15 protein-coding genes and 1 pseudogene are annotated in these 19,470 nt (G+C 50.0%); 7 read left to right on the top strand and 9 right to left on the bottom strand.

Translation table 11 applies throughout. The features are described 5' to 3' along the window. Positions 1–131 precede the first annotated feature (131 nt). The 7 genes from BWK47_RS02380 to BWK47_RS02350 form a co-directional block, all read right to left on the bottom strand. Positions 132–389 carry a TatA/E family twin arginine-targeting protein translocase gene (locus BWK47_RS02380; RefSeq protein ID WP_041425909.1) on the bottom strand — a complete coding sequence of 86 codons (258 nt, stop codon included), beginning with the start codon at positions 387–389 and terminating at the stop codon, positions 132–134. A 129-nt stretch (positions 390–518) separates the two neighbouring features. Continuing rightward, positions 519–1,310, bottom strand: a complete 792-nt coding sequence (locus tag BWK47_RS02375; RefSeq protein WP_162327429.1) for an ABC transporter permease — start codon at positions 1,308–1,310, stop codon at positions 519–521. 88 nt (positions 1,311–1,398) lie between these two features. Further along, the gene (locus BWK47_RS02370; protein WP_162327428.1) at positions 1,399–4,008 is read right to left on the bottom strand and encodes a methyl-accepting chemotaxis protein; all 2,610 of its coding nucleotides are present in this window, start codon (positions 4,006–4,008) and stop codon (positions 1,399–1,401) included. A 70-nt stretch (positions 4,009–4,078) separates the two neighbouring features. Then, the gene (locus BWK47_RS02365; RefSeq protein ID WP_204250456.1) at positions 4,079–4,642 is read right to left on the bottom strand and encodes a chemotaxis protein CheW; all 564 of its coding nucleotides are present in this window, start codon (positions 4,640–4,642) and stop codon (positions 4,079–4,081) included. Positions 4,643–4,688: 46 nt separating this feature from the next. Beyond that, the gene (locus BWK47_RS02360) at positions 4,689–5,054 is read right to left on the bottom strand and encodes a response regulator transcription factor (RefSeq protein ID WP_014407071.1); all 366 of its coding nucleotides are present in this window, start codon (positions 5,052–5,054) and stop codon (positions 4,689–4,691) included. Between the two features lie 195 nt (positions 5,055–5,249). Continuing rightward, on the bottom strand, positions 5,250–6,416 hold the full coding sequence (locus BWK47_RS02355) for a DUF4388 domain-containing protein (RefSeq protein ID WP_162327426.1): 1,167 nt from the start codon (positions 6,414–6,416) through the stop codon (positions 5,250–5,252). Between the two features lie 147 nt (positions 6,417–6,563). Then, the gene (locus tag BWK47_RS02350) at positions 6,564–8,480 is read right to left on the bottom strand and encodes an AMP-dependent synthetase/ligase (protein ID WP_162327425.1); all 1,917 of its coding nucleotides are present in this window, start codon (positions 8,478–8,480) and stop codon (positions 6,564–6,566) included. 113 nt (positions 8,481–8,593) lie between these two features. On the opposite strand from BWK47_RS02350, the gene cobT reads away from it, so the two are divergent. Both cobT and BWK47_RS02340 read left to right on the top strand, forming a co-directional pair. Then, complete coding sequence (gene cobT / locus BWK47_RS02345; RefSeq protein ID WP_162327424.1) at positions 8,594–9,703, top strand: nicotinate mononucleotide-dependent phosphoribosyltransferase CobT; 1,110 nt, start codon at positions 8,594–8,596, stop codon at positions 9,701–9,703. Continuing rightward, positions 9,700–11,148 (top strand): cobyrinate a,c-diamide synthase, encoded by a 1,449-nt coding sequence (locus BWK47_RS02340; RefSeq protein ID WP_162327423.1) that lies wholly within the window; start codon positions 9,700–9,702, stop codon positions 11,146–11,148. Before cobT ends, BWK47_RS02340 begins: the two co-directional genes overlap by 4 nt. 234 nt (positions 11,149–11,382) lie before the next feature. On the opposite strand, the gene BWK47_RS02335 is transcribed toward BWK47_RS02340, so the two are convergent. Beyond that, positions 11,383–12,621 (bottom strand): PQQ-dependent sugar dehydrogenase, encoded by a 1,239-nt coding sequence (locus BWK47_RS02335; protein WP_162327422.1) that lies wholly within the window; start codon positions 12,619–12,621, stop codon positions 11,383–11,385. 126 nt (positions 12,622–12,747) lie between these two features. Beyond that, a pseudogene (locus BWK47_RS02330) lies at positions 12,748–13,404 on the bottom strand (Uma2 family endonuclease). 221 nt (positions 13,405–13,625) lie between these two features. Here BWK47_RS02330 and gltB point away from each other — a divergent pair. The 5 genes from gltB to BWK47_RS02305 all read left to right on the top strand — a co-directional run bounded on the left by gltB (position 13,626) and on the right by BWK47_RS02305 (position 19,330). Further along, positions 13,626–18,278, top strand: coding sequence for a glutamate synthase large subunit (gene gltB, locus BWK47_RS02325; RefSeq protein WP_204250455.1), 4,653 nt, complete (start codon positions 13,626–13,628; stop codon positions 18,276–18,278). A 63-nt stretch (positions 18,279–18,341) separates the two neighbouring features. After that, positions 18,342–18,623 (top strand): hypothetical protein, encoded by a 282-nt coding sequence (locus BWK47_RS02320; RefSeq protein WP_162327420.1) that lies wholly within the window; start codon positions 18,342–18,344, stop codon positions 18,621–18,623. Then, a complete protein-coding gene (locus tag BWK47_RS02315; RefSeq protein WP_162327419.1) occupies positions 18,610–18,846 on the top strand; it encodes a DUF2283 domain-containing protein in 237 nt (78 codons plus the stop codon). The genes BWK47_RS02320 and BWK47_RS02315 overlap by 14 nt, the downstream gene beginning before the upstream one ends. A gap of 59 nt (positions 18,847–18,905) precedes the next feature. Continuing rightward, positions 18,906–19,121, top strand: a complete 216-nt coding sequence (locus BWK47_RS02310) for a type II toxin-antitoxin system HicA family toxin (RefSeq protein WP_162327418.1) — start codon at positions 18,906–18,908, stop codon at positions 19,119–19,121. Positions 19,122–19,123: 2 nt separating this feature from the next. Next, positions 19,124–19,330 carry a type II toxin-antitoxin system HicB family antitoxin gene (locus BWK47_RS02305; RefSeq protein WP_162327417.1) on the top strand — a complete coding sequence of 69 codons (207 nt, stop codon included), beginning with the start codon at positions 19,124–19,126 and terminating at the stop codon, positions 19,328–19,330. The last annotated feature ends 140 nt before the right edge of the window (positions 19,331–19,470 follow it).

Below are 19,470 nucleotides of genomic sequence, written 5' to 3'. Positions count from 1 at the left end.
TCCATACCTATTAACTATAGCCTATTTTTTGGAGTCAACGATTTAACCATTGACGGTTAGGGGCACCACCATCAAGTCAATGGAACCCACCATGAACTAATCTTGCCCCAATGGCGATCGCCAAGGAGGGGTTAGCTGGCCTTTTCTGAGCTACTGCTACTCTCTGGGGTTTTACTTTCTTCTAGTTCTGCCTTAATTTGTACTGACTTTTCCAAATTTTGGGCTTCCCGTTTCAGTTCCGTTTCAAATTCCTTGGAAGCTTCCTGGAATCCCCGCAGAGCTTTGCCCAAACTGCGCCCCACTTCTGGTAATTTTTTAGGGCCAAACACCAATAGGGCAATAACAAAGATTAAACCTAGTTCGGGTAAGCCAATGCCGAAAATATTCATGGGATTGGGTGCTGTTAGAGGATTAGAGGGATAGAAAGATTCGTTTAACCGACTGTAGCAGAGCTTTGTCCCCACAGAAACCCACGGAGATGCTATGGCTCCCATAACCAAGGTCAATGCCATAGCCCTCTAGCCTAGGGCGGTATCCCCCGTCCCCTGAAACATTAACCAAGATAGGAAAAAGTTGCTGATGAAAATGGCCAATAGGGACGTGACCACTGCAGTGGTGGTGGACTCGCCTACTCCCTTGGCCCCCCCAGTGGTGGTTAAGCCCCAACTACAACCAATAATGGCGATGATGACGCCAAATACCAAAGATTTGAACAAACAAGCAAATACATCCCATAGCTGGGTGAAATTTTGCACAGAGTTTAAAAAAATGGTTGGATTAATGGCATAAAGACTGGAGGAAATTACCAATCCTCCCGCCATGCCCACAAACAGAGACAACCCGGTCAAAATCGGTAACATTAATCCACAGGCGATCACCCGGGGAACGACCAAATAATCAATCGGATCTGTCCTGAGCATATACAGAGCATCCAATTGTTCTGTTACCCGCATGGTGCCAATTTCCGCCGCAAAGGCGGACCCCACCCGTCCGGCGATCACCACCGCTGTCAGCACCGGGGCCAATTCCCTAGTTAACGATAGGGATAAAACTCCCCCAATGGTCGTGGTGGCCCCATAGTAAATAAATTCTCTCGCCACTTGAATGGTGAACACCATACCCACAAAACCAGCAGTAATCAAGGCGATCGCCATGGATTCGGGGCCGACCATATTCATTTGCTCCAGGGTATTGCGCCGATTAATGCGCCCTTGCAAAATATGCAAAAAAACCTGGCCGGTTAAAAAAAAGGCTGCAACCACACGCTGGAACCAAAGACTGAGGGAGTGGCGAGAGCCTCGATCCGACATACTTCACTGCAATGATTAATGACTGGGACATCTGGACCCCACTCCAATGTTTCGACACCAAGGCTGTGGGGAATACACTGCCCTGACCCTAGCGACTTTCCACCCGGAACCGTTCCACCGAGGTTAACAGGTCGCGGGAAATGGAGACCAGGGTCTGCAAAGATCCTGCTACCCGTTGAGATTCCTGGGAAGTTTCCTGGGCCGTCAGCTCAATGGACTGCATGACGTTGGACACTGCACCGGAGTTCTCCTGCTGCTTGACGGTATCAGCGGTAATAGAACGCACCAAAGTGTTAATCCGGTTAGACACCTCAATAATATCCTCCAGGGCCCGTTTCGACTGTTCCGACTTGTCAGTTACATCGATTACCTGTTGGATACCTTCTTCCATGGCGGTCATTACGGACCCGGTTTCACTCTGGATTTGCAAAACGATTTGTTCAATTTCCTTCAACGACTTAGCAGAACGATCCGCCAACTGCCGCACTTCGTCCGCAACGATGGCAAAGCCCCGCCCCGCTTCCCCTGCCCGGGCCGCCTGGATGGAGGCGTTCAAAGCTAACAGGTTAGTCCGGGAGGCAATTTGGGAAATAACCGCCACAATTTTGGAAATTTCCTGGGATGCTTCCGCTAACCGTTTCACCTTGCGGGCAGTTTCCGACACCGTTTCCCGAATTTGTAGGATGCCCCCCACCGTTCTTTCCACCGCTTCCCCACCCTTGAGGGCGGTTAAAGATGAAGTATGGGCCACTTCCTCCGCCTCCCGGGCGTTTTCTGCTACCCGTTCAATGGATTCCGTCATTAACTGAACAGAGTTGAGGGTGACGGCCAATTCCTCCGCCATTCGCAACGCATCACTGGAGTTATTGCGGGCAAAGGACTCACTGTCTTTACAGTTGTTATTCACCTGCTTGGCGGCATTTTTAACCTGTAACACAATCTCCCGCAGGTTTTGGATAGTTAGGTTAAAGGCATCGGCCACCGCCCCCAACTCATCCGCCGTTACTTCCGCTTGTACGGTTAAATCTCCCCGGGAAGCTCCCTCCACATCGTCCAGGAGCCGAATTACTTGGCGCTGTAATTTTTCCCGCACTTTTTCGGTGGTAGCAGCCCGCTCCTGGGCTTCACTAGTGGCCGTGAGAATAACTTGGGAAATATAGTTAAACCGTTGGGTCAAAGCCCCCAATTCATCCTCCGATCGCACCTTGGCCCGGACATTGAAATTGCCCTCGTAGATGGATTCAAACTGATTTTGCAGGTCGTCGATAATACTCTTAATCTGTTGCATCAGCAATCGATTGATCAGAAAGACTCCGATCGCCGTGGCTATGGCTGTGAGGAAGGCGAGGTTGAGGAGGGATGGTTTGCCCGGTTCTTCCTCTGGGGACTGAGAAGGGGCCTGGCCCTCTGCGGGGGCACCTTCTGCTGGAGCTTCGGCGGTGGTTTCCCCTGAAGGAGCAGGTACGTCTTTGGGAGTTCCCCCTAAACCCACTATGCTTCCCAATACCAACACCGCGAACCCGGAAAACACACCGGAGGCGATCGCCATGTAAATCTGCTTTCTAAACAGGGAAGCATTGGTGAACCAACCGAGAAAACCCGCATCTACCTCACTGGTGGGCCGGTCATTAAAGGGACTAGTGGCGCTGGATAAATCCCCGGTGGCGGCCCCCTCCGGTTTCAACCAAGTGGCCATGCCTGGTGGTGCTGCATTACCTCCATGGACCACCGCATCACCGCCCTGGGTGTCATCGATGCGACCCACCGCACCTATGTCCAAATTAGTGGCTTGGCTAAAGAGGGAAGAATCGGGCAACTCTGGGGCAATATCCGTCAGGTTAAAATCGGACAACTCATCCTCCACCCCTTCCTCAAACGCATCAAAACTCGGTAGGTTATTGCCAGCGCCGTAATCGCCAGAGGTGGGGGTAGGGGCCTGAGCCAAGGCTTCAGGATCATCTAAACCGAGAGCTTCACTCCAGTCGCCCCCGTCCCAAGTTTGATATGGGGGATATTCGGCACCATCTGTCCCGCCAATGCCGGCTGAGGAGACATCCGCCGCTAAATCGGCAAAATCCGCTATCCCTTCACCAAAGGCCGGCGGCACCACAAAAGTAGACTCGCCAGTTTGGGGCATCATGGTCTGTTCATCATCGGAGTCCAGGTCATCGGTGAAAGCTTCCGGACTCCAATCTAGGTTTTCAATTTCGTAACTCCTGGCCCCACTGGTACCAAAGGAAGCAGAGCTGCGGCCAAAGGGATGGTCCATGCCCGGATTAGTGGGGCTGGGGGCCCGGCCCAAAGTGGGCTCGCCGAAATCCTCTTCGGTGAACACTCCTGTTTCCCAGGCTATGGAATTGTCAATGGCATCGATGTCACTTTGCCAATCCTGGTCAAGGGAATCTTTGGCTCCGTTGCCCCTTGGTTCCTCTTCTTGGATTTGCCCTAGGGCCTGGTTAGCGCAGTCAATTAAATCTTGGCGATCGGAAAACCGAATTACCCCCTGATAAGCCTGGTGGGCTAGGGCGTATTGTTCCAGGCCAACATAGATATGCCCCCGGAGCAACAATACATTAGGATCTTCGGGAAAATCAGCGGCCAATTGTTCAATATGGGAAGAAGCTTCTTGATAATTCCCCTGTCCATAGGCGGCGTAGGCCAACCCATAAAGCTGCGAAAAATTGGTTTCTGTTGCCATTTTGCCGGTTTCCTCAGTCGGTTTTAGGTAGGCCAAGGTGAATAAAAATCCATTGCCTTAGCTGGATATATCAAGTTGCCCAGCGGGCGGATCGGAGTAGCGCCACATGGTCTAGAAGGCGCAAAATTTGGGGAGGAGAGGAGGGGGCATCGTTAGCGGGAATCTGCCACTCTCCCTGGACGTAGGGGGCAATGTGATCCGGCACATCGTTGGCCGGCTGCAGATTGTCCGTGTCCAACCATTCCATATTACCGAGGGAGTCGATCGCCAAACCTAAAAGAGTTTCTTGATCTTCCACCGCAATGACGGGAATTTCCGCCCGGTCGGTGTTGAGATTGGCATTATTCCCCAAAAAACGCCCTAGGTCTGCTACCCAAATGACTTGGCCCCGGAGGTTAATAGTTCCTAACAATAGGGGCGAGGCATTGGGAATGGGGGTAATGCGGTCTGGCTCCTGTTGCATCACTTCTCGAATGGAAACCGCTGGCAGGGCAAACTCTTCCCGGGAGGGCAAATAAAATCTGAGATGAAGTTCCCCTTCCAGGGCCTGCAGTTCCTGAAACGCCGGCTCTAATTCCTGTTTGCCATCAACGAAAATATCAGCGGAATTAGAACTAACCATAGATTTCCCCACCTAAAACTCTAAATAACCATAACCCAAGTTTCATAAAACCCCACAATCAATTGCGCAGGAGTTGTTTGATGGTGCCCACCAGTTCCATGGGCTGAAATGGTTTGGCAATGTAGGCGTCAGCTCCCTGACGCATGCCCCAAAAACGGTCAAATTCCTCCCCCTTGGAGGAGCACATAATCACTGGCACATTTTTGGTTTTCGGATCGGATTTGATGCGTCGACAAACCTCATAGCCATTCATGCGGGGCATGACAATATCTAGCACCACTAGGTCCGGACTAAAATTCTGCAATTTTTCCAGGGCCTCCACCCCATCACAGGCGATGGTGACCTGCCAGCCATGGTCTTTGAGGATGCCAGATATCATCTCGCGCTGACTAGAGCTGTCTTCAACCAGCAAAACTGCGTTCATAAAAGTCCTTTCTGCTTGGCACTGCAAACCTGGATCCGAAGCAAATTGGCGAATCCTGCCTGGTTTATTTTCCATCATAGTCGCTCCCTTAACAATTCAGTCAGTATTATTTTTTGTTGGGGAGCCCATTGTTGTTGACAATCTACCGCAAAATTGTCGGTGCTGTGACGGGGGATGGAGACAATGATCAAAAGATCATGATTTTTTACAGTAAGATTCAACTAATGAAATTAGTTCTTTTTGGGTGAAGGGTTTGGTCAGATAATCCGTGGCCCCTGCCATCCGGGCCAGGAGTCGGTCGAGGTAGGCTTCCTTGCCAGTGAGCATAATGATCGGAATGGCCCTTAGGTGCTGGGAATGGCGGACCATGCGACAAATTTCATAGCCATCCAGGTGGGGCATGGTGATGTCACAAAGGATCAGATCAGGTTGCAAAGTCAATAGGGTGGTCATGGCCTGGAGGGGATCCTGGAGCACCACCACCTCACAGTTGGGGTTTTGATTGGTTAAAAAAAGTTCAATTTGTTTCCCAATGGCATAGTCGTCGTCGAGGCAAACGACTTTATGGATGGTGTGGTCTGTCAAGGTTTCCCAGGCTGAACCGTTCTCACCTTGGGATTCATGGGCCGGAAATATTTCGATCGCCCCTGATTCGATGTAGGGATAAAGGCCATGGGCAATGGCGGGCAAATTTTTTTGTAGGTAGCGGGAGATTTGGCGTAGGGGAATGGCTCCATCGCTCCAACTGCGGAAATGTTGGGCAAATTTGGCCGGTATTTTACTAGCCAATTCCGGATCCTTGGCGATCGCCACCGGTTGGTCGGGGGATTGGATGCGTAGGTATAACTGTTTCCAAGCTTGGATTTGTTGCCCGACGTGGGTTAATAGGGGGGTAATTGCAAAGGAAGTAAGGGGCGGCTCTAGGGCACTTCCCAAGGCAAAAACAAAATTTCCCTGGCGTAAACTCAACACATCAAACAGCACCTCTTGCACCATCCCTAGAACAATGCGGTGGGCTTGGGCGGGGGTGAGAATATTTTTGGAAAGTAATTGCCACAGACAGGCGTATTCGGGAATGTGGTTCAGGGCTAGGCTTTCCAGCTCTATTTCCCCCAGGGGAATGGCAATGTCATGGTGACGGAGATAATCCTGGAGGCGGCGCAAATTGCCACAGTCTTGATCCGCAGCGTAAACCAACTTACCATCTACAAAAAAGAAAAACCAATAGCCAACTTTGTCTAGCAAAACCCGACCACAACTCTGATGGGGATAGACCTCAACGAAAAGTTGCCCCGTCCGCTGGCCCAATTCAATGAGCCGCAGGATACTCCGGAGATCAATTTCGTTCAGGGTTCCCTGCATGGTGTTTTCACAAGATTGATGTGTATATCTTATCGAACTTGCCGCAAGCTTACTCACCAACCAAAGCTAGGTTTTATCACCTTTTGCCATGTCTTGAGCGGGCACCGGAATTTGATCCGAGCCCCTATTCTTCTTCTAAACGCAATATCAGCGTTCAAACATTTCGTCAATTAAATGTTGATAAGTTTGGGTTACCACTGGTCGTTTGAGCTTCAAGGTTTGGGTCATCATGCCGTTTTCCAAGGAAAATGGTGCTGGGATAAAACGGAAATCCTTAATCTGGTCATCGGCTCGGTAGCCAGGGCGATCGCGCACTTCCCGATGCAACTCCGACCGCATTAACCCCACCACTTGGGGGTCATACAAACCACTAGCCTGCATCCCTTCACTGCTAGCCGACGGTTCCGGCACAGTGATCGATAAATTTTTCGTCTCTGCCCATTTTTGCAATGCATCGAAGTTGGGCACAATCAAAGCCCCCAAGGATTTTTGATCCTGGCCCACCAGCATAATTTGGTCAATGTAGGTACTGCGCAAACAGGCATCTTCAATGGGTTGGGGTTCCACATTTTCCCCGTTACTGAGCACAATGGTGTCCTTGGCCCGACCGGTGAGAATCAAATCATTTTGGGGCGTTACCCAGCCTAAGTCACCGCTGTCGAACCAGCCTTCCTGGTCTAAAACTTTGGCGGTGGCTTCCGGTTTGTTGTAATAGCCCTGCATAACCTGGGGACCACGGATTAGCACAAGACCTTGGGTTTCGGGGGGCAAATCCTCCTTGGTTTCCATGTCAACAATACGAATTTCTGTGAAAGGAACGGGACGACCAGAGGAATAGCGTAAATTATGTTTATGCACCCTGGCATTAGTTACTGGGGCCGTTTCCGTTAAGCCATAGCCCACCAGGACGGGAATGCTGGTGATTTCGTAAAAATCATCTAAATGTCTAGCTAACGCCCCTCCTCCGGAAATGAGGGTTTCCAGTCTGCCCCCAGCGGCCTGGCGTACCTTATGGTAGACAATTTTGTCCCCGAGGTAATGGAGAGGACTAAGCACCAAGGCTTGGCACCGGGCCACCAACCTGGCGATCGCCGAAGCGTGGAGATGGTTCAAGCTCAGGTTATTGGCAATGCGTTTGGCCAAAATATATTTTTGGGAAATGCCGAAAAAGAAATTAATTAGCTTTTGTTGCCCAGGGGACTTTTCCCGAAACGTTTTTTGTACCCCTTCGTAGAGGGATTCCCACAGCCGGGGCACACCGACAATGTGATGGGGTTTAATGTCCTTCACATCCCCCTTGAAATGGCGAATGCTGGTGTAGTTCATCGTGCAGCCCCGGGAAAGAAGAAAATATTCGGCGCTTCTTTCTAGGGAGTGCCAACAGGGCAAAATGCTCAACACCTGATCGCCGGGGCGGGGAATAATCACCGAATCCAATTCCCGTACTTGGTGCAATAAATTACCGTGGCTGAGCATCACCCCTTTGGGTTGTCCTGTGGTGCCGGAGGTGTAGATCAGGGTGGCTAAATCTTCTTCCTGGCGGGGAACGGGAGTGGGGATTTTGCCGGCCCCTAGGGCCATGACCTGGGCAAAGTTATATTGGGGAATGGCGCTGTCCTCTGCCACTTCTTCATCGGTGAGGAGGATGATTAGTTTCAGGTCAATGGTTTCGCCATCTAGGGCCAATTTGCTTAGGGTTTGCCGATTTTCTGCAATTAAAGTACGGCTGTTGCTGTCTTCTAGGATGTAGAGTAATTCCTGGCGCTCTGCTTGGGCGGAACGGACGGCGTTGACGGCTCCGGCCAACATACTGCCTTGATCGGCGATAAACCACCGGGGGCTGTTGTCGGCGAAAATGGCCAGGTGTTGATGGGGGTTAACTCCTAAACTCTGTAGGCCAGAGGCAAAAGCTGTAATTTCTTCCCGCAATTGGGCATAGGTTAAAGTTACGGGGGGATGGCTATGGCGATCGTTGAGGGCCACAATATCGGCAAAATTTTCTCCGGTGATAGCCCAGATATCCGCCAGGCAATGGATGGAATGGTAGTTAATTGGCGTAACCATAATCAGATGGAAGGAAGAAGGGAAGAGAGAAAGTTGGATTTTTACGGTTGAAAAAAGGCTATTCCAATGGATTTGAGGTTGATTTTCCCAATTGGGCCCACTCTTGCAGAAATATGTTGACAGTTTATACCCAGTCTGACCAAGCTTTATCCTGGATTGAGCGCCATGGCCACTGTCCACCGGTGTTTGTCTGTGTGTTGGGCTTTACGGAAACTGGTTTAATTCCGGGCATTTCTGCGGCGGGTAAAACCCCCGCTGACCGAAAATTGACGGCGATCGCCGATGCGGAATTTTTAATCGAGGGAACTACTACAAAGGCAACGTATCCCTTACCTCCCCTGATTTCTGGGGTTTCTCCGGTGTTCATCACCAAAGCGTTGGTGGATGCCCTCCATACCCCGGTGTATTTGTTTAACTCCGGTTTACCTGTTCCTCCAGCGGTGCCGGCCGTTGATCTGGGGGGACAACCCGCCCGCTGTCTTTCCACAGGGCAGGCATTGCCGTTGGCCTTGGTGGAGCATCTTTTTCAGCAGGGTTTGCAGTGGGGCGCACAGTTAGCCCAGGAACATGCCGAAAGTTACTTAGTGCTAAGCGAATGCGTGGTGGGGGGCACTACTACAGCCCTGGGGGTACTGCTAGGTCTAGGCATTGACGCTGGGGGCAAAGTGAACAGTAGTCATCCCCATTGCAACCATCAACAAAAATTAGCTCTGGTACGCCAAGGTCTGAGCTGTGGTGCCCCGCATCTCAATGCCATGGAAGTGGTGGCCACCGTTGGTGACCCAATGCAAATGGTCGTGGCCGGTATGGCGATCGCCGCTAGTCATAGCACGGGGGTGATGTTAGCCGGGGGAACCCAGATGTTGGCGGTATATGCCCTGATCCAAACCTTGGCTCGACAACGGAATCTAGCAGTGGATTTTTCCCGCCTAGTGGTGGGTACAACCAAATGGGTCTGCGAAGATGCCAGTGGTGATACGGTTGGTCTGGCAAATTTGCTTGCCCCAGTGTCCCTACTAGCTCCGCAACTCAGTTTTTCATCGTCGATTTATCCTCAACTGCGGGTCTATGAACAGGGCTTTGTCAAAGAAGGGGTGGGAGCCGGGGCCATGGCGATCGCCGCCCACCTTTACAAAAATTGGGGTCAGGAACAGTTGCTAGAGTTAATTGAAAATTTAATTACTCGGGAATTGGGACAGGTCAAGGAAAAGCAAAAACAATGACGGTAATTATTGCGGGGGAAAGAAGCGGTGCCGGCAAAACCACCATCACCCTGGCCATGTTGGCCTATCTGGCCCGGCAAAAACTAAGGGTGCAGTCCTTCAAAGTGGGGCCGGACTACATTGACCCCATGTTCCACAGCCAAATTACGGGGCGGCCTTGTCGTAACCTAGACCCCTTTTTAACTTCCGAAGCCTATGTACAAAGGTGTTTCCACTATCACAGCCAAGGCACTCCCTACAGTTTGATTGAAGGGGTAATGGGCTTATTTGACGGGGTGCCCTACCAAGGTTTGACCGATTACAGTTCCACTGCCCACATTGCTCGCTTGCTCCATCTGCCCATCGTTTTTGTGGTGGATTGCCAGCGTTTATCCGGTTCCGTTGCCGCCATTGTCCAGGGTTATCGCCATTGGCAACCGGAAGTAAATTTAGTCGGAGTAATCCTCAACCGAGTGGGAGGCGATCGCCATTTAGAATTGCTCAAAGTTGCTTTGGAGCCTTTGCATATTCCCATTCTGGGGGTATTTTTTCGTCAGCAGGATTTAACTCTGCCCGATCGCCATTTGGGTTTAGTTCCGTGTGGTGAGTTACCCCAAATTCAGCAATATTTTGACCAGTTAGCCCATGTGGCCGCCCAGCAATTGGATTGGCCCAAACTTCTCCCGCTCTTGGAAACCCCCAGGAATTTGCCCAGTCCCATGAGCTTGTTTGATGTTCCCCAAAAATCTCCCCAAGCCCGGTTGGCGATCGCCCAGGATCAAGCGTTTAACTTTTACTACGCCGATAACTTAGATTTACTCACCCACTGTGGTTTTGAACTCATTCCCTTTAGTCCCTTAGAAGATACCGAACTTCCGCCGGCCATCGATGGGGTTTACCTTGGTGGTGGCTTTCCCGAACTATTTGCGGAAACCCTCAGCCTTAACCAGCAGTTAAAAAATCAGTTCCAGCAACTAATTAACCAGGGGCTACCGATATATGGGGAATGCGGTGGTTTGATGTATCTCAGCCAAGCCATTACAGACTTCACCGGACAAACCTTTTCCATGGTGGGCATTCTCCCCACTACCGTCACCATGGGGGGAAAACTCAGTTTGGGGTACCGCCAAGCCCAGGTGGTCAATTCCCACAGTTGGTTATGGCAGACAGAATCCCTACGGGGCCACGAATTTCACCGTTCCCAGATGACCAAACTCCCTAACCAAGCTCTCTATCGCCAACGGGGGCTACTGGTCATAGACCAAGAAGCAACGGATGGGTGGTGTGTGGGCTCCGTTCAGGCTTCCTATCTCCACCTCCATTGGGGCAGTCAAATTTCCACCGTGGAAAAATTCCGAGCCGCTTGTCTTGCCTTTCAAAAAAAGTTGAGTTACCTTGGGGAGTGTCCACCCTTTAAGTCAGTACCGTTAAGGAATACAGGAGGTGATGCCCATGGTAGAAAGTAGTATGTGCCTGGGTCGTTTGGTTGAAGTTAGCCGGCTGTGGGCCGGGGCCGTTCTTTAAGGTAACTATTCCTAAAAACCCGAATTAGATACGTTTAAAGTTCCTTCCGGCAGTTAGGTTTCAACCAAGCTGACCCCCTAGACCGCTCTCCTAAAATTGCTGCAAGTCAGCTTTTGGGAGAGCGGATAGTTTTTGGGGAAGAAATTAGATTATTGTTGGAGCTTTAGTCAGTGGATTTACGATTCCAGTCGCAGTAATTGCCCATTATTTTGATCAGTTAAAACATAAACATGGCCATCGGGGCCTTGGCGCACATCCCTCACCCTTTGGCCAATAGAAATAGTGGTTTCATCGATAATTTGGTTATTTTCATCGAGCCGTAAATGGCGGATGCCCCTGTCCACTAACCCCCCAGCAAAAATGCTTCCCTGCCACTCTGGATGGCGATCGCCGTTGTAGATGGCTAAACCAGAAGGGGCAATGGCCGGAGTCCAAACTTGGACAGGGTCCACCATATCAGGGCGGGATGTGACAGGGGCAACGGGCTGACCAGTACTATATTCCTTACTTAAAGACACCACCGGCCAACCGTAGTTTTTTCCCTTTTGAATTAAATTCAGTTCATCCCCCCCCCTAGAGCCGTGCTCCGTAGCCCACACCTGTTCCGTGACGGGATCATAGGCCAAGCCCTGGATATTGCGATGGCCGTAGCTCCAAACTTCCGGGGCCGCCTTGGGGTCGTTGCGAAAGGGGTTATCGGCAGGCACGGTGCCATCGTCATTGATGCGAATAATTTTCCCAAGGTGACTAGCCCGATTTTGGGCCTGTTGACGAATAAAATCTCCCTCCAATTCCACCGGGGGATTGCCGCCGTCGCCGATAGAAACCAACAAAGTTTCGTCCGGCAACCAAGTTAAGCGGGAGCCAAAGTGCTGACCGCCGGGCTTAGTTTGTCCCACTTCAAAGATGACTTGCCAATCCGTCAGTTTTTCTCCATCAAAAACTGCCCGGGCCACCCTAGTGCGATTGGCCTGTTGGGTGCCGTGGGAGTAGGTGAAATAGACAAAGCGATTTTCTGCAAAACGGGGATGCAAAGCAATATCCAGTAAGCCCCCCTGTTGGGAAGCAAACAGTTGTTGGGCAGAAACCGTGGAAACTGCCACCACCCCGGCGATCGCCTCTGGCTCTAAAATGCCATCACGGACAATGCGGAGTCGTCCCGGCCGTTCGGTAATTAAAATGTCGCCATTGGGTAACCAAGCCATACCCCAGGGATGTTCTAAACCATCGATCACTGGCACTGCTTTAATCTCCGGTTGATTAGCTTGCACAATCTCCACAGAATTGGTCGGCTCAGGGGAAGTTTGACTGCCTTCAGCATTTCCAAGGTTTGCCTCCGGTAACGTTCCACAGCTTGAGAGGGCAATGCCGCTGGCCAAGGGGAGGGTAAGTTTAAACAAAAATGGGATCAACATAGCGCCAATTGATTGCGTTCCTTTTTACTCCACCTTAAACAATTTCCCCGGTAACGAAGGCGGGTTAGTGGCCAGTTGATTTGGCTAGTGTGATTAGAATGGATTTAAAGTCAAAGCCCGCCGAGGTTAAAACTCAATGATCCCTGCCTGCCGTAGTAACTCCTTCAAGCGAGCATTTTCCGCCTCAGCTAACTCTGCCCGTTTTTCCGCCTGTTCCGTCAACGCCGCCAGAGCCACAGTGCCTAAAAATGGACGGCGATCGGGATAGAAAATCTGTAAATTCTCCGGGGTAAGTTCAAAGTGGATGCCCAAACGGGGACTCGTCCAATGCTCCACTTCATCAATGACCGTTAACTTCCCCTGCCACCGTTGCAAACCCACCAGTTCATTATTATCTGGGTCATAGACATAGTATTCCTCTACGCCGTAAAAATCATAAAAGTCTCTTTTTTTGTTCATCTCCTTCAGACGATTACCGGAGGATAGTACCTCAAATACCACCTGGGGCGGTTGATTACCTTCCTGCCATTGACGGTAGAAGCCCCGATCGCCCTTGGGTCGGCCTAAAGTCACCAACACATCGGGGGCAACTCGAATTTCTGGCTTACCCTCCACGGGATACCAGAGCAGATCCCCTACCACAAAAACATCAGGGTTATCGACAAAAAGACACTCCAGATTTTCTTTTAATAGAACAATTCAACTGAATTGCTTGGTGTTGTCGGCCATGGGTTGTCCATCACTGTTGGGATAAACGATTTGCCAATCTAGGGCTACGCTCATACCAGTGGTCTCCAGCAGCTAGGGACTGACCTTCAGTTTAACTGATGACTTTTAGACATTATTTAGGGGGAATTGTTCAACGCTGGAACTAACCACAACAAAATAGTTAAATTTGTTACCTTTTCTCGACAAAGAATCTGAAATTTGAGCAAAACTTAATAGATTCATTAAGGAAACCTACCTCCCCCCCGTAATGACCGCTACAATTCAAAAACCGGGGAATGCCCTGCCACGGAGGTCTTCACCCCCTCGTTCCAAACTTTTGTACGGTTACCAGTCCTATGAACAGCTCTCACCTCGCCCCCCAAGTCCAAGGTCTTTACGATCCGCAAAATGAACATGATGCCTGTGGGGTAGGTTTTATTGTGCAGATGAAGGGCAAAGTTTCCCACGACATTGTGGAGCAGGGCCTGCAAATGTTGGTTAATTTGGAGCACCGGGGGGCCTGTGGCTGTGAACCAAACACCGGGGATGGGGCCGGTATTTTAATCCAAGTTCCCCACAAATTCATCCAAAAAGTAGCTGGGGCGGAAGGCATTACCATTCCTGCTCCGGGGCAGTATGCAGTAGGCAACATTTACGGCTCCCCCGATCCACTGGCCAGGGCTGAAGCTCGTCAAAAATTCAATGACATTGTTGCCCAAGAAGGCTTAAAAGTTTTGGGTTGGCGGGACATTCCTACTCAGAACGAACCCCTGGGGGAAACGGCGATCGCCAGTGAACCGTTTATGCAACAGGTTTACATTGCCCGGCCGGAAGGCTTGACTGATGACCTGGACTTTGAGCGCAAATTATACGTAATCCGTAAGTTGACCCACGGGGCAATCCGATCGCCGAAAATTGATACCTATTGGTATGTGGCTAGCTTGTCAGCTCGGACACTGGTTTATAAGGGGATGCTGACTACCGCTCAAGTGGGGCAATATTACCCAGAATTACATGACCCGGATATGGAAAGTGCCCTGGCCCTGGTTCATTCCCGTTTTAGTACTAATACCTTTCCCAGTTGGGAGCGCTCCCACCCCTACCGCTACATTGCCCACAACGGCGAAATTAATACGATGCGGGGCAACGTTAACTGGATGCAGGCCCGCCAAGCGTTGTTTGAATCGTCCCTGTTTGGGGATGATATGGCCAAAGTTCAGCCGGTAATTAACATTGACGGCAGTGATTCCACCATTTTTGACAATGCGCTGGAATTGCTTTACCTGGCTGGTCGCTCTTTACCCCATGCGGTGATGATGATGATTCCCGAACCCTGGAGTGCCCACGAATCCATGAGTCAGGAAAAGAAAGCGTTTTATAAATACCATTACTGTTTGATGGAACCCTGGGATGGCCCGGCCTCCATTGCCTTCACCAACGGCAAAATGATGGGGGCGGTTTTAGATCGCAATGGTCTGCGCCCTTCCCGCTACTACGTGACGAAGGATGATTTGGTAATTATGGCTTCCGAAGCGGGGGTATTGCCCATTGAGCCGGAGCGGGTGGCCAAAAAAGGACGGTTACAACCAGGGCGGATGTTCTTGGTAGATATGGAACAGGGGCGCATCATTGCCGACGAAGAAATTAAGCAGGAGATTGTCAGTCAGCATCCCTACGGTGAATGGCTAGCGGCTAATTTGAAATCCCTGGAGCAATTACCCTCCCCCGGCAATGTTCCTGGCACCGATGCAGAAAGTTTGCGTCAGCGACAAATGGCCTTTGGTTACACCTTTGAGGAATTGCGTATTCTCCTAGCTCCCATGGGTCGGGATGGGGTGGAGGCGATCGGTTCCATGGGGGCGGATACTCCGTTGGCTGTACTATCTGACAAGCCCAAATTACTCTACAACTATTTCCAACAATTATTTGCCCAGGTTACCAATCCCCCCATTGATTCCATTCGGGAAGAAATTATTACTTCCGCAGAAACCACCATTGGCGGTGAAGGTAATTTGCTTGATCCTCGGCCAGAAAGTTGCCGCTTAATTGAGTTGAAAACTCCAATTTTAACCAACGAAGATTTAGCTAAGCTCAAAGCTTTAGACGACAATGAATTTAAATCCGTCACCCTAGATATTTTGTTTGACCCTAACCAAGGGGAAGCGGGCCTTAAAACTGCGTTAGATAATTTATTTACGGAGGCTGACCAGGCCATTTCCCAAGGAGCTAACCTAATCATTCTCAGCGATCGCCAAGTTAGTGCAGAAAAAGCGGCTATTCCAGCTCTGCTGGCAGTATCGGGGTTACATCACCATTTGATTCGCAACGGTTCCCGTACCAAGGTGGGTCTAGTATTGGAATCTGGGGAACCGAGGGAAGTTCATCATTTTGCTGTCCTACTCGGTTACGGTTGTGGAGCCATTAATCCTTACTTAGCTTTTGAAACTTTGGACGGTATGATCGCCGAAGGTTTACTGGTTAATGTAGATCACAAAACCGCTTGCAAAAACTATATCAAAGCCGCCACCAAAGGGGTAATTAAAGTTGCTTCTAAAATCGGCATTTCCACCATTCAAAGTTACCGAGGTGCCCAAATTTTTGAAGCGGTGGGCTTAAATCAGAGTGTGATTGATGAATATTTCTGCCGCACTTCTTCCCGCATCCAAGGTTCTGATTTAGGTGTAATTGCCCAGGAAGCCATTTTGCGCCATCACCATGCCTTTGCTCCTCGACCTGGTGATTTGCATACCCTCGATGTGGGGGGTGAGTACCAATGGCGTAAGGATGGAGAAGAACATTTATTCAGTCCCCAAACCATTCACTTACTACAACGGGCGGTGCGGGAAGGTAATTATGGGCTTTATAAACAGTACGCCGCCCTGGTTAATGAACAAAACCAAAAGTTCTTTACCCTGCGGGGCTTACTGGATTTCCAAGACCGAGAATCTATTCCCCTCGAAGAAGTGGAACCCATTGAAGCGATTATGAAACGCTTTAAAACCGGGGCCATGAGCTACGGATCGATTTCCAAAGAAGCCCATGAATCCCTGGCGATCGCCATGAATCGTATTGGTGGTAAATCCAACACCGGGGAAGGGGGGGAAGATCCGGAGCGTTTTACTTGGACCAATGACCAGGGGGATTCCAAAAACAGTGCTATTAAACAGGTGGCCTCCGGTCGTTTTGGGGTGACAAGTTTGTACCTCTCCCAAGCAAAAGAAATTCAAATCAAAATGGCCCAGGGCGCAAAACCCGGCGAAGGGGGTCAACTGCCCGGTAAAAAGGTCTATCCCTGGATTGCCAAAGTACGCCATTCTACCCCTGGGGTAGGTTTAATTTCTCCCCCGCCCCACCATGACATTTACTCCATTGAAGATTTGGCGGAATTAATCCACGACCTGAAAAACGCTAACCGGGAAGCCCGCATTAACGTCAAACTTGTTTCGGAAGTGGGAGTAGGTACGATCGCCGCTGGGGTGGCCAAGGCCCATGCCGATGTGGTGCTGGTGTCCGGTTACGACGGTGGTACAGGAGCATCGCCCCAAACTTCCATTAAACATGCTGGGTTGCCCTGGGAATTGGGCCTAGCGGAAACCCATCAAACTTTGGTGTTGAATAATCTCCGTTCCCGCATTGTGGTGGAAACCGATGGGCAAATGAAAACTGGCCGGGACGTGGCGATCGCCGCTTTACTGGGAGCCGAAGAATTTGGTTTTTCCACTGCGCCGTTGGTATCCCTCGGTTGCATTATGATGCGGGCTTGCCATTTAAATACCTGTCCCGTGGGCATTGCCACCCAAAACCCGGAATTGCGGGCCAAATACACCGGCGATCCGGCCCATGCAGTCAACTTTATGACTTTCATTGCCACGGAACTGCGGGAAATTATGGCTCAACTCGGTTTCCGTACCATCAACGAAATGGTGGGTCATACGGAAATTCTGGAGCCGAAAAAAGCGGTGGCTCACTGGAAAGCCAAAGGCATTGACCTGTCTCCTCTGCTCCATCAACCGGAAGTGGGGCCAGAAGTGGGGCGCTATTGCCAAATTCCCCAGGATCATGGCCTGCAACATTCCCTCGATATGACCCAATTGCTGGAACTTTGCCAACCGGCCATTGAAAAGGGGGAAAAAGTCAAAGCTACGTTACCCATTACCAACATCAACCGGGTGGTGGGCACCATTGTGGGCAACGAAATCACCAAGCGCCATTGGGAAGGGCTACCGGAAGACACGGTGCATCTCCATTTTCAAGGCAGTGCGGGTCAAAGTTTTGGAGCGTTTATTCCCAAAGGCATGACTTTAGAACTAGAGGGGGATGCCAATGATTACCTGGGCAAAGGCCTAAGCGGCGGCAAAATTATTGTTTATCCTCCCAAGGGGTCCACGTTTACCGCTTCGGAAAACATCATTGCTGGTAACGTTTGTCTCTACGGTGCCACCGCTGGGGAAGTTTATATTTCTGGCATGGTGGGAGAACGGTTCTGTGTCCGCAACTCCGGCGTCAATACGGTGGTGGAAGCGGTGGGCGATCATGGTTGCGAATATATGACCGGCGGTAAGGTCGTGGTTCTCGGTCAAACCGGACGGAATTTTGCTGCAGGCATGAGTGGCGGTGTGGCCTACATCTTCGACGAAACTGGAGATTTTGCTACCCGTTGCAACCAGGCCATGGTGGGGTTAGAAAAACTCGAAGATCCCGAAGAAATTAAGGATCTGCAAGAGTTAATCCAAAACCACGTTAACTACACCGGCAGTGAAAAAGCTAAAGCTGTTTTAGCAGATTGGGAAGCAAGTATTCCTAAATTTGTTAAAGTGATGCCCCGGGATTATAAACGGGTGTTACAGGCGATTAAAAATGCTTTAGAGGCCGGTTTGAGCGGTGATGATGCCCTGAATGCGGCATTTGAGGAGAATGCCAAGGACGTGGCTCGCATTGGGGGTAGTTAGGTTAATCTGAGGGACGGGATTTTGCTCAACTGTCCCTCTGTCAATTACTAGATTCCGATGTGTATGCCAACCATTGTTTGGTCTGATTATCTCAAATATCGTTCCGAACAGCGGGGATTTGAGTTGTCGCAGCTTGAAGAAATTCTTAAATATGCTGATGAGCGTTACTATGACAATGAAACGGGACGCTATGTTGTTGTTGGGAGACATCAAACTCAGTTGGTTGTAATTCCTTACGAATCCTCTGGAGATGTTGTGACGCCGATAACTATTCATGCGACAACTCGTCAGCAGATAAAATTTCGCTTAAGAATAGGGAGGTACACCCCTTATGGCTTTTTCTGAGACATATCCCAAAATTCGCTATTTTGAACAGGAGGATGTTCTACATTTAGTGATTACCGATGAACCGGAAGCAGATAGCGTGGAAATCAGCCCGGATATCACCGCAGAATTGAATGGGCAGGGAGAATTAATTGGGGTTGAAATTATCAATGCCAGTTTGTTTTTGCGAAATTCAATTTTAGAGTCGGTACAAGGTAAATTACTCAATCTGACAAAATCTTAATTTAGTGACTAAATTTTTCTTGGAAACGGAGGCATATTGAATGAGTTCAAAATTTGTTTATGCCAAAGAAAATTCGCGAACTTAAAACACTATTAAAGCAGGCAGGATTTACTATCAAACCGGCAAAGGGAAGTCATAGTAAATGGACTCACCCAAGTCTTCCACAAGCTATCATCATGGCAGGCAAGGATAGCAATGATGCCAAACCCTACCTCGAAAAGCAGGTAATGGAAAGTTTGGCAAAATTACGAAAACTCGATCAGGAGGGGAACTAAAAATGAAATATACGATTGTTATTCAGTGGTCAGAAGCGGATAACTGCTTTGTGGTCTTCCTTCCAGATTTTGAATCGGTTATGCAGCCGGTTACCCACGGTGATACCTATGATGAGGCATTGCAAAATGCCCAGGAGGTTTTGAGTTTGTTAACGGAGCTAGATGACGGGAAACTGCCCAAACCCCAACCACTTCTTCAAATAGCGTAATCATAGTCAAATCGTTCTAAATGTAGTAATGACAGCGACCCCAGGATCCCTCCAAAGTTTTGTTCAATATTGCCAGCAACATATGAAAGACCCAATCGCAGCAAGCTGCGGGGTATCTAGAATGGAAACAACTTGAGCTG

The organism is Synechocystis sp. CACIAM 05, from assembly GCF_010222815.1.
Lineage (GTDB): Bacteria > Cyanobacteriota > Cyanobacteriia > Cyanobacteriales > Microcystaceae > Synechocystis.
Note: the sequence above shows the minus strand (reverse complement) of the source record. Positions and strands in the feature narration are given on the sequence as shown.

Coding starts and splice junctions, on each gene's coding strand:
- BWK47_RS02370 (WP_162327428.1), bottom strand. CDS start 4,008: ATGGCAACAGAAACCAATTTTTCGCAGCTTTATGGGTTGGCCTACGCC.
- BWK47_RS02320 (WP_162327420.1), top strand. CDS start 18,342: ATGCCAACCATTGTTTGGTCTGATTATCTCAAATATCGTTCCGAACAG.
- BWK47_RS02315 (WP_162327419.1), top strand. CDS start 18,610: ATGGCTTTTTCTGAGACATATCCCAAAATTCGCTATTTTGAACAGGAG.
- BWK47_RS02350 (WP_162327425.1), bottom strand. CDS start 8,480: ATGGTTACGCCAATTAACTACCATTCCATCCATTGCCTGGCGGATATC.
- BWK47_RS02340 (WP_162327423.1), top strand. CDS start 9,700: ATGACGGTAATTATTGCGGGGGAAAGAAGCGGTGCCGGCAAAACCACC.
- BWK47_RS02305 (WP_162327417.1), top strand. CDS start 19,124: ATGAAATATACGATTGTTATTCAGTGGTCAGAAGCGGATAACTGCTTT.
- BWK47_RS02360 (WP_014407071.1), bottom strand. CDS start 5,054: ATGAACGCAGTTTTGCTGGTTGAAGACAGCTCTAGTCAGCGCGAGATG.
- cobT (WP_162327424.1), top strand. CDS start 8,594: ATGTTGACAGTTTATACCCAGTCTGACCAAGCTTTATCCTGGATTGAG.
- BWK47_RS02375 (WP_162327429.1), bottom strand. CDS start 1,310: ATGTCGGATCGAGGCTCTCGCCACTCCCTCAGTCTTTGGTTCCAGCGT.
- gltB (WP_204250455.1), top strand. CDS start 13,626: ATGCCCTGCCACGGAGGTCTTCACCCCCTCGTTCCAAACTTTTGTACG.
- BWK47_RS02335 (WP_162327422.1), bottom strand. CDS start 12,621: ATGTTGATCCCATTTTTGTTTAAACTTACCCTCCCCTTGGCCAGCGGC.
- BWK47_RS02380 (WP_041425909.1), bottom strand. CDS start 389: ATGAATATTTTCGGCATTGGCTTACCCGAACTAGGTTTAATCTTTGTT.
- BWK47_RS02310 (WP_162327418.1), top strand. CDS start 18,906: ATGCCAAAGAAAATTCGCGAACTTAAAACACTATTAAAGCAGGCAGGA.
- BWK47_RS02355 (WP_162327426.1), bottom strand. CDS start 6,416: ATGCAGGGAACCCTGAACGAAATTGATCTCCGGAGTATCCTGCGGCTC.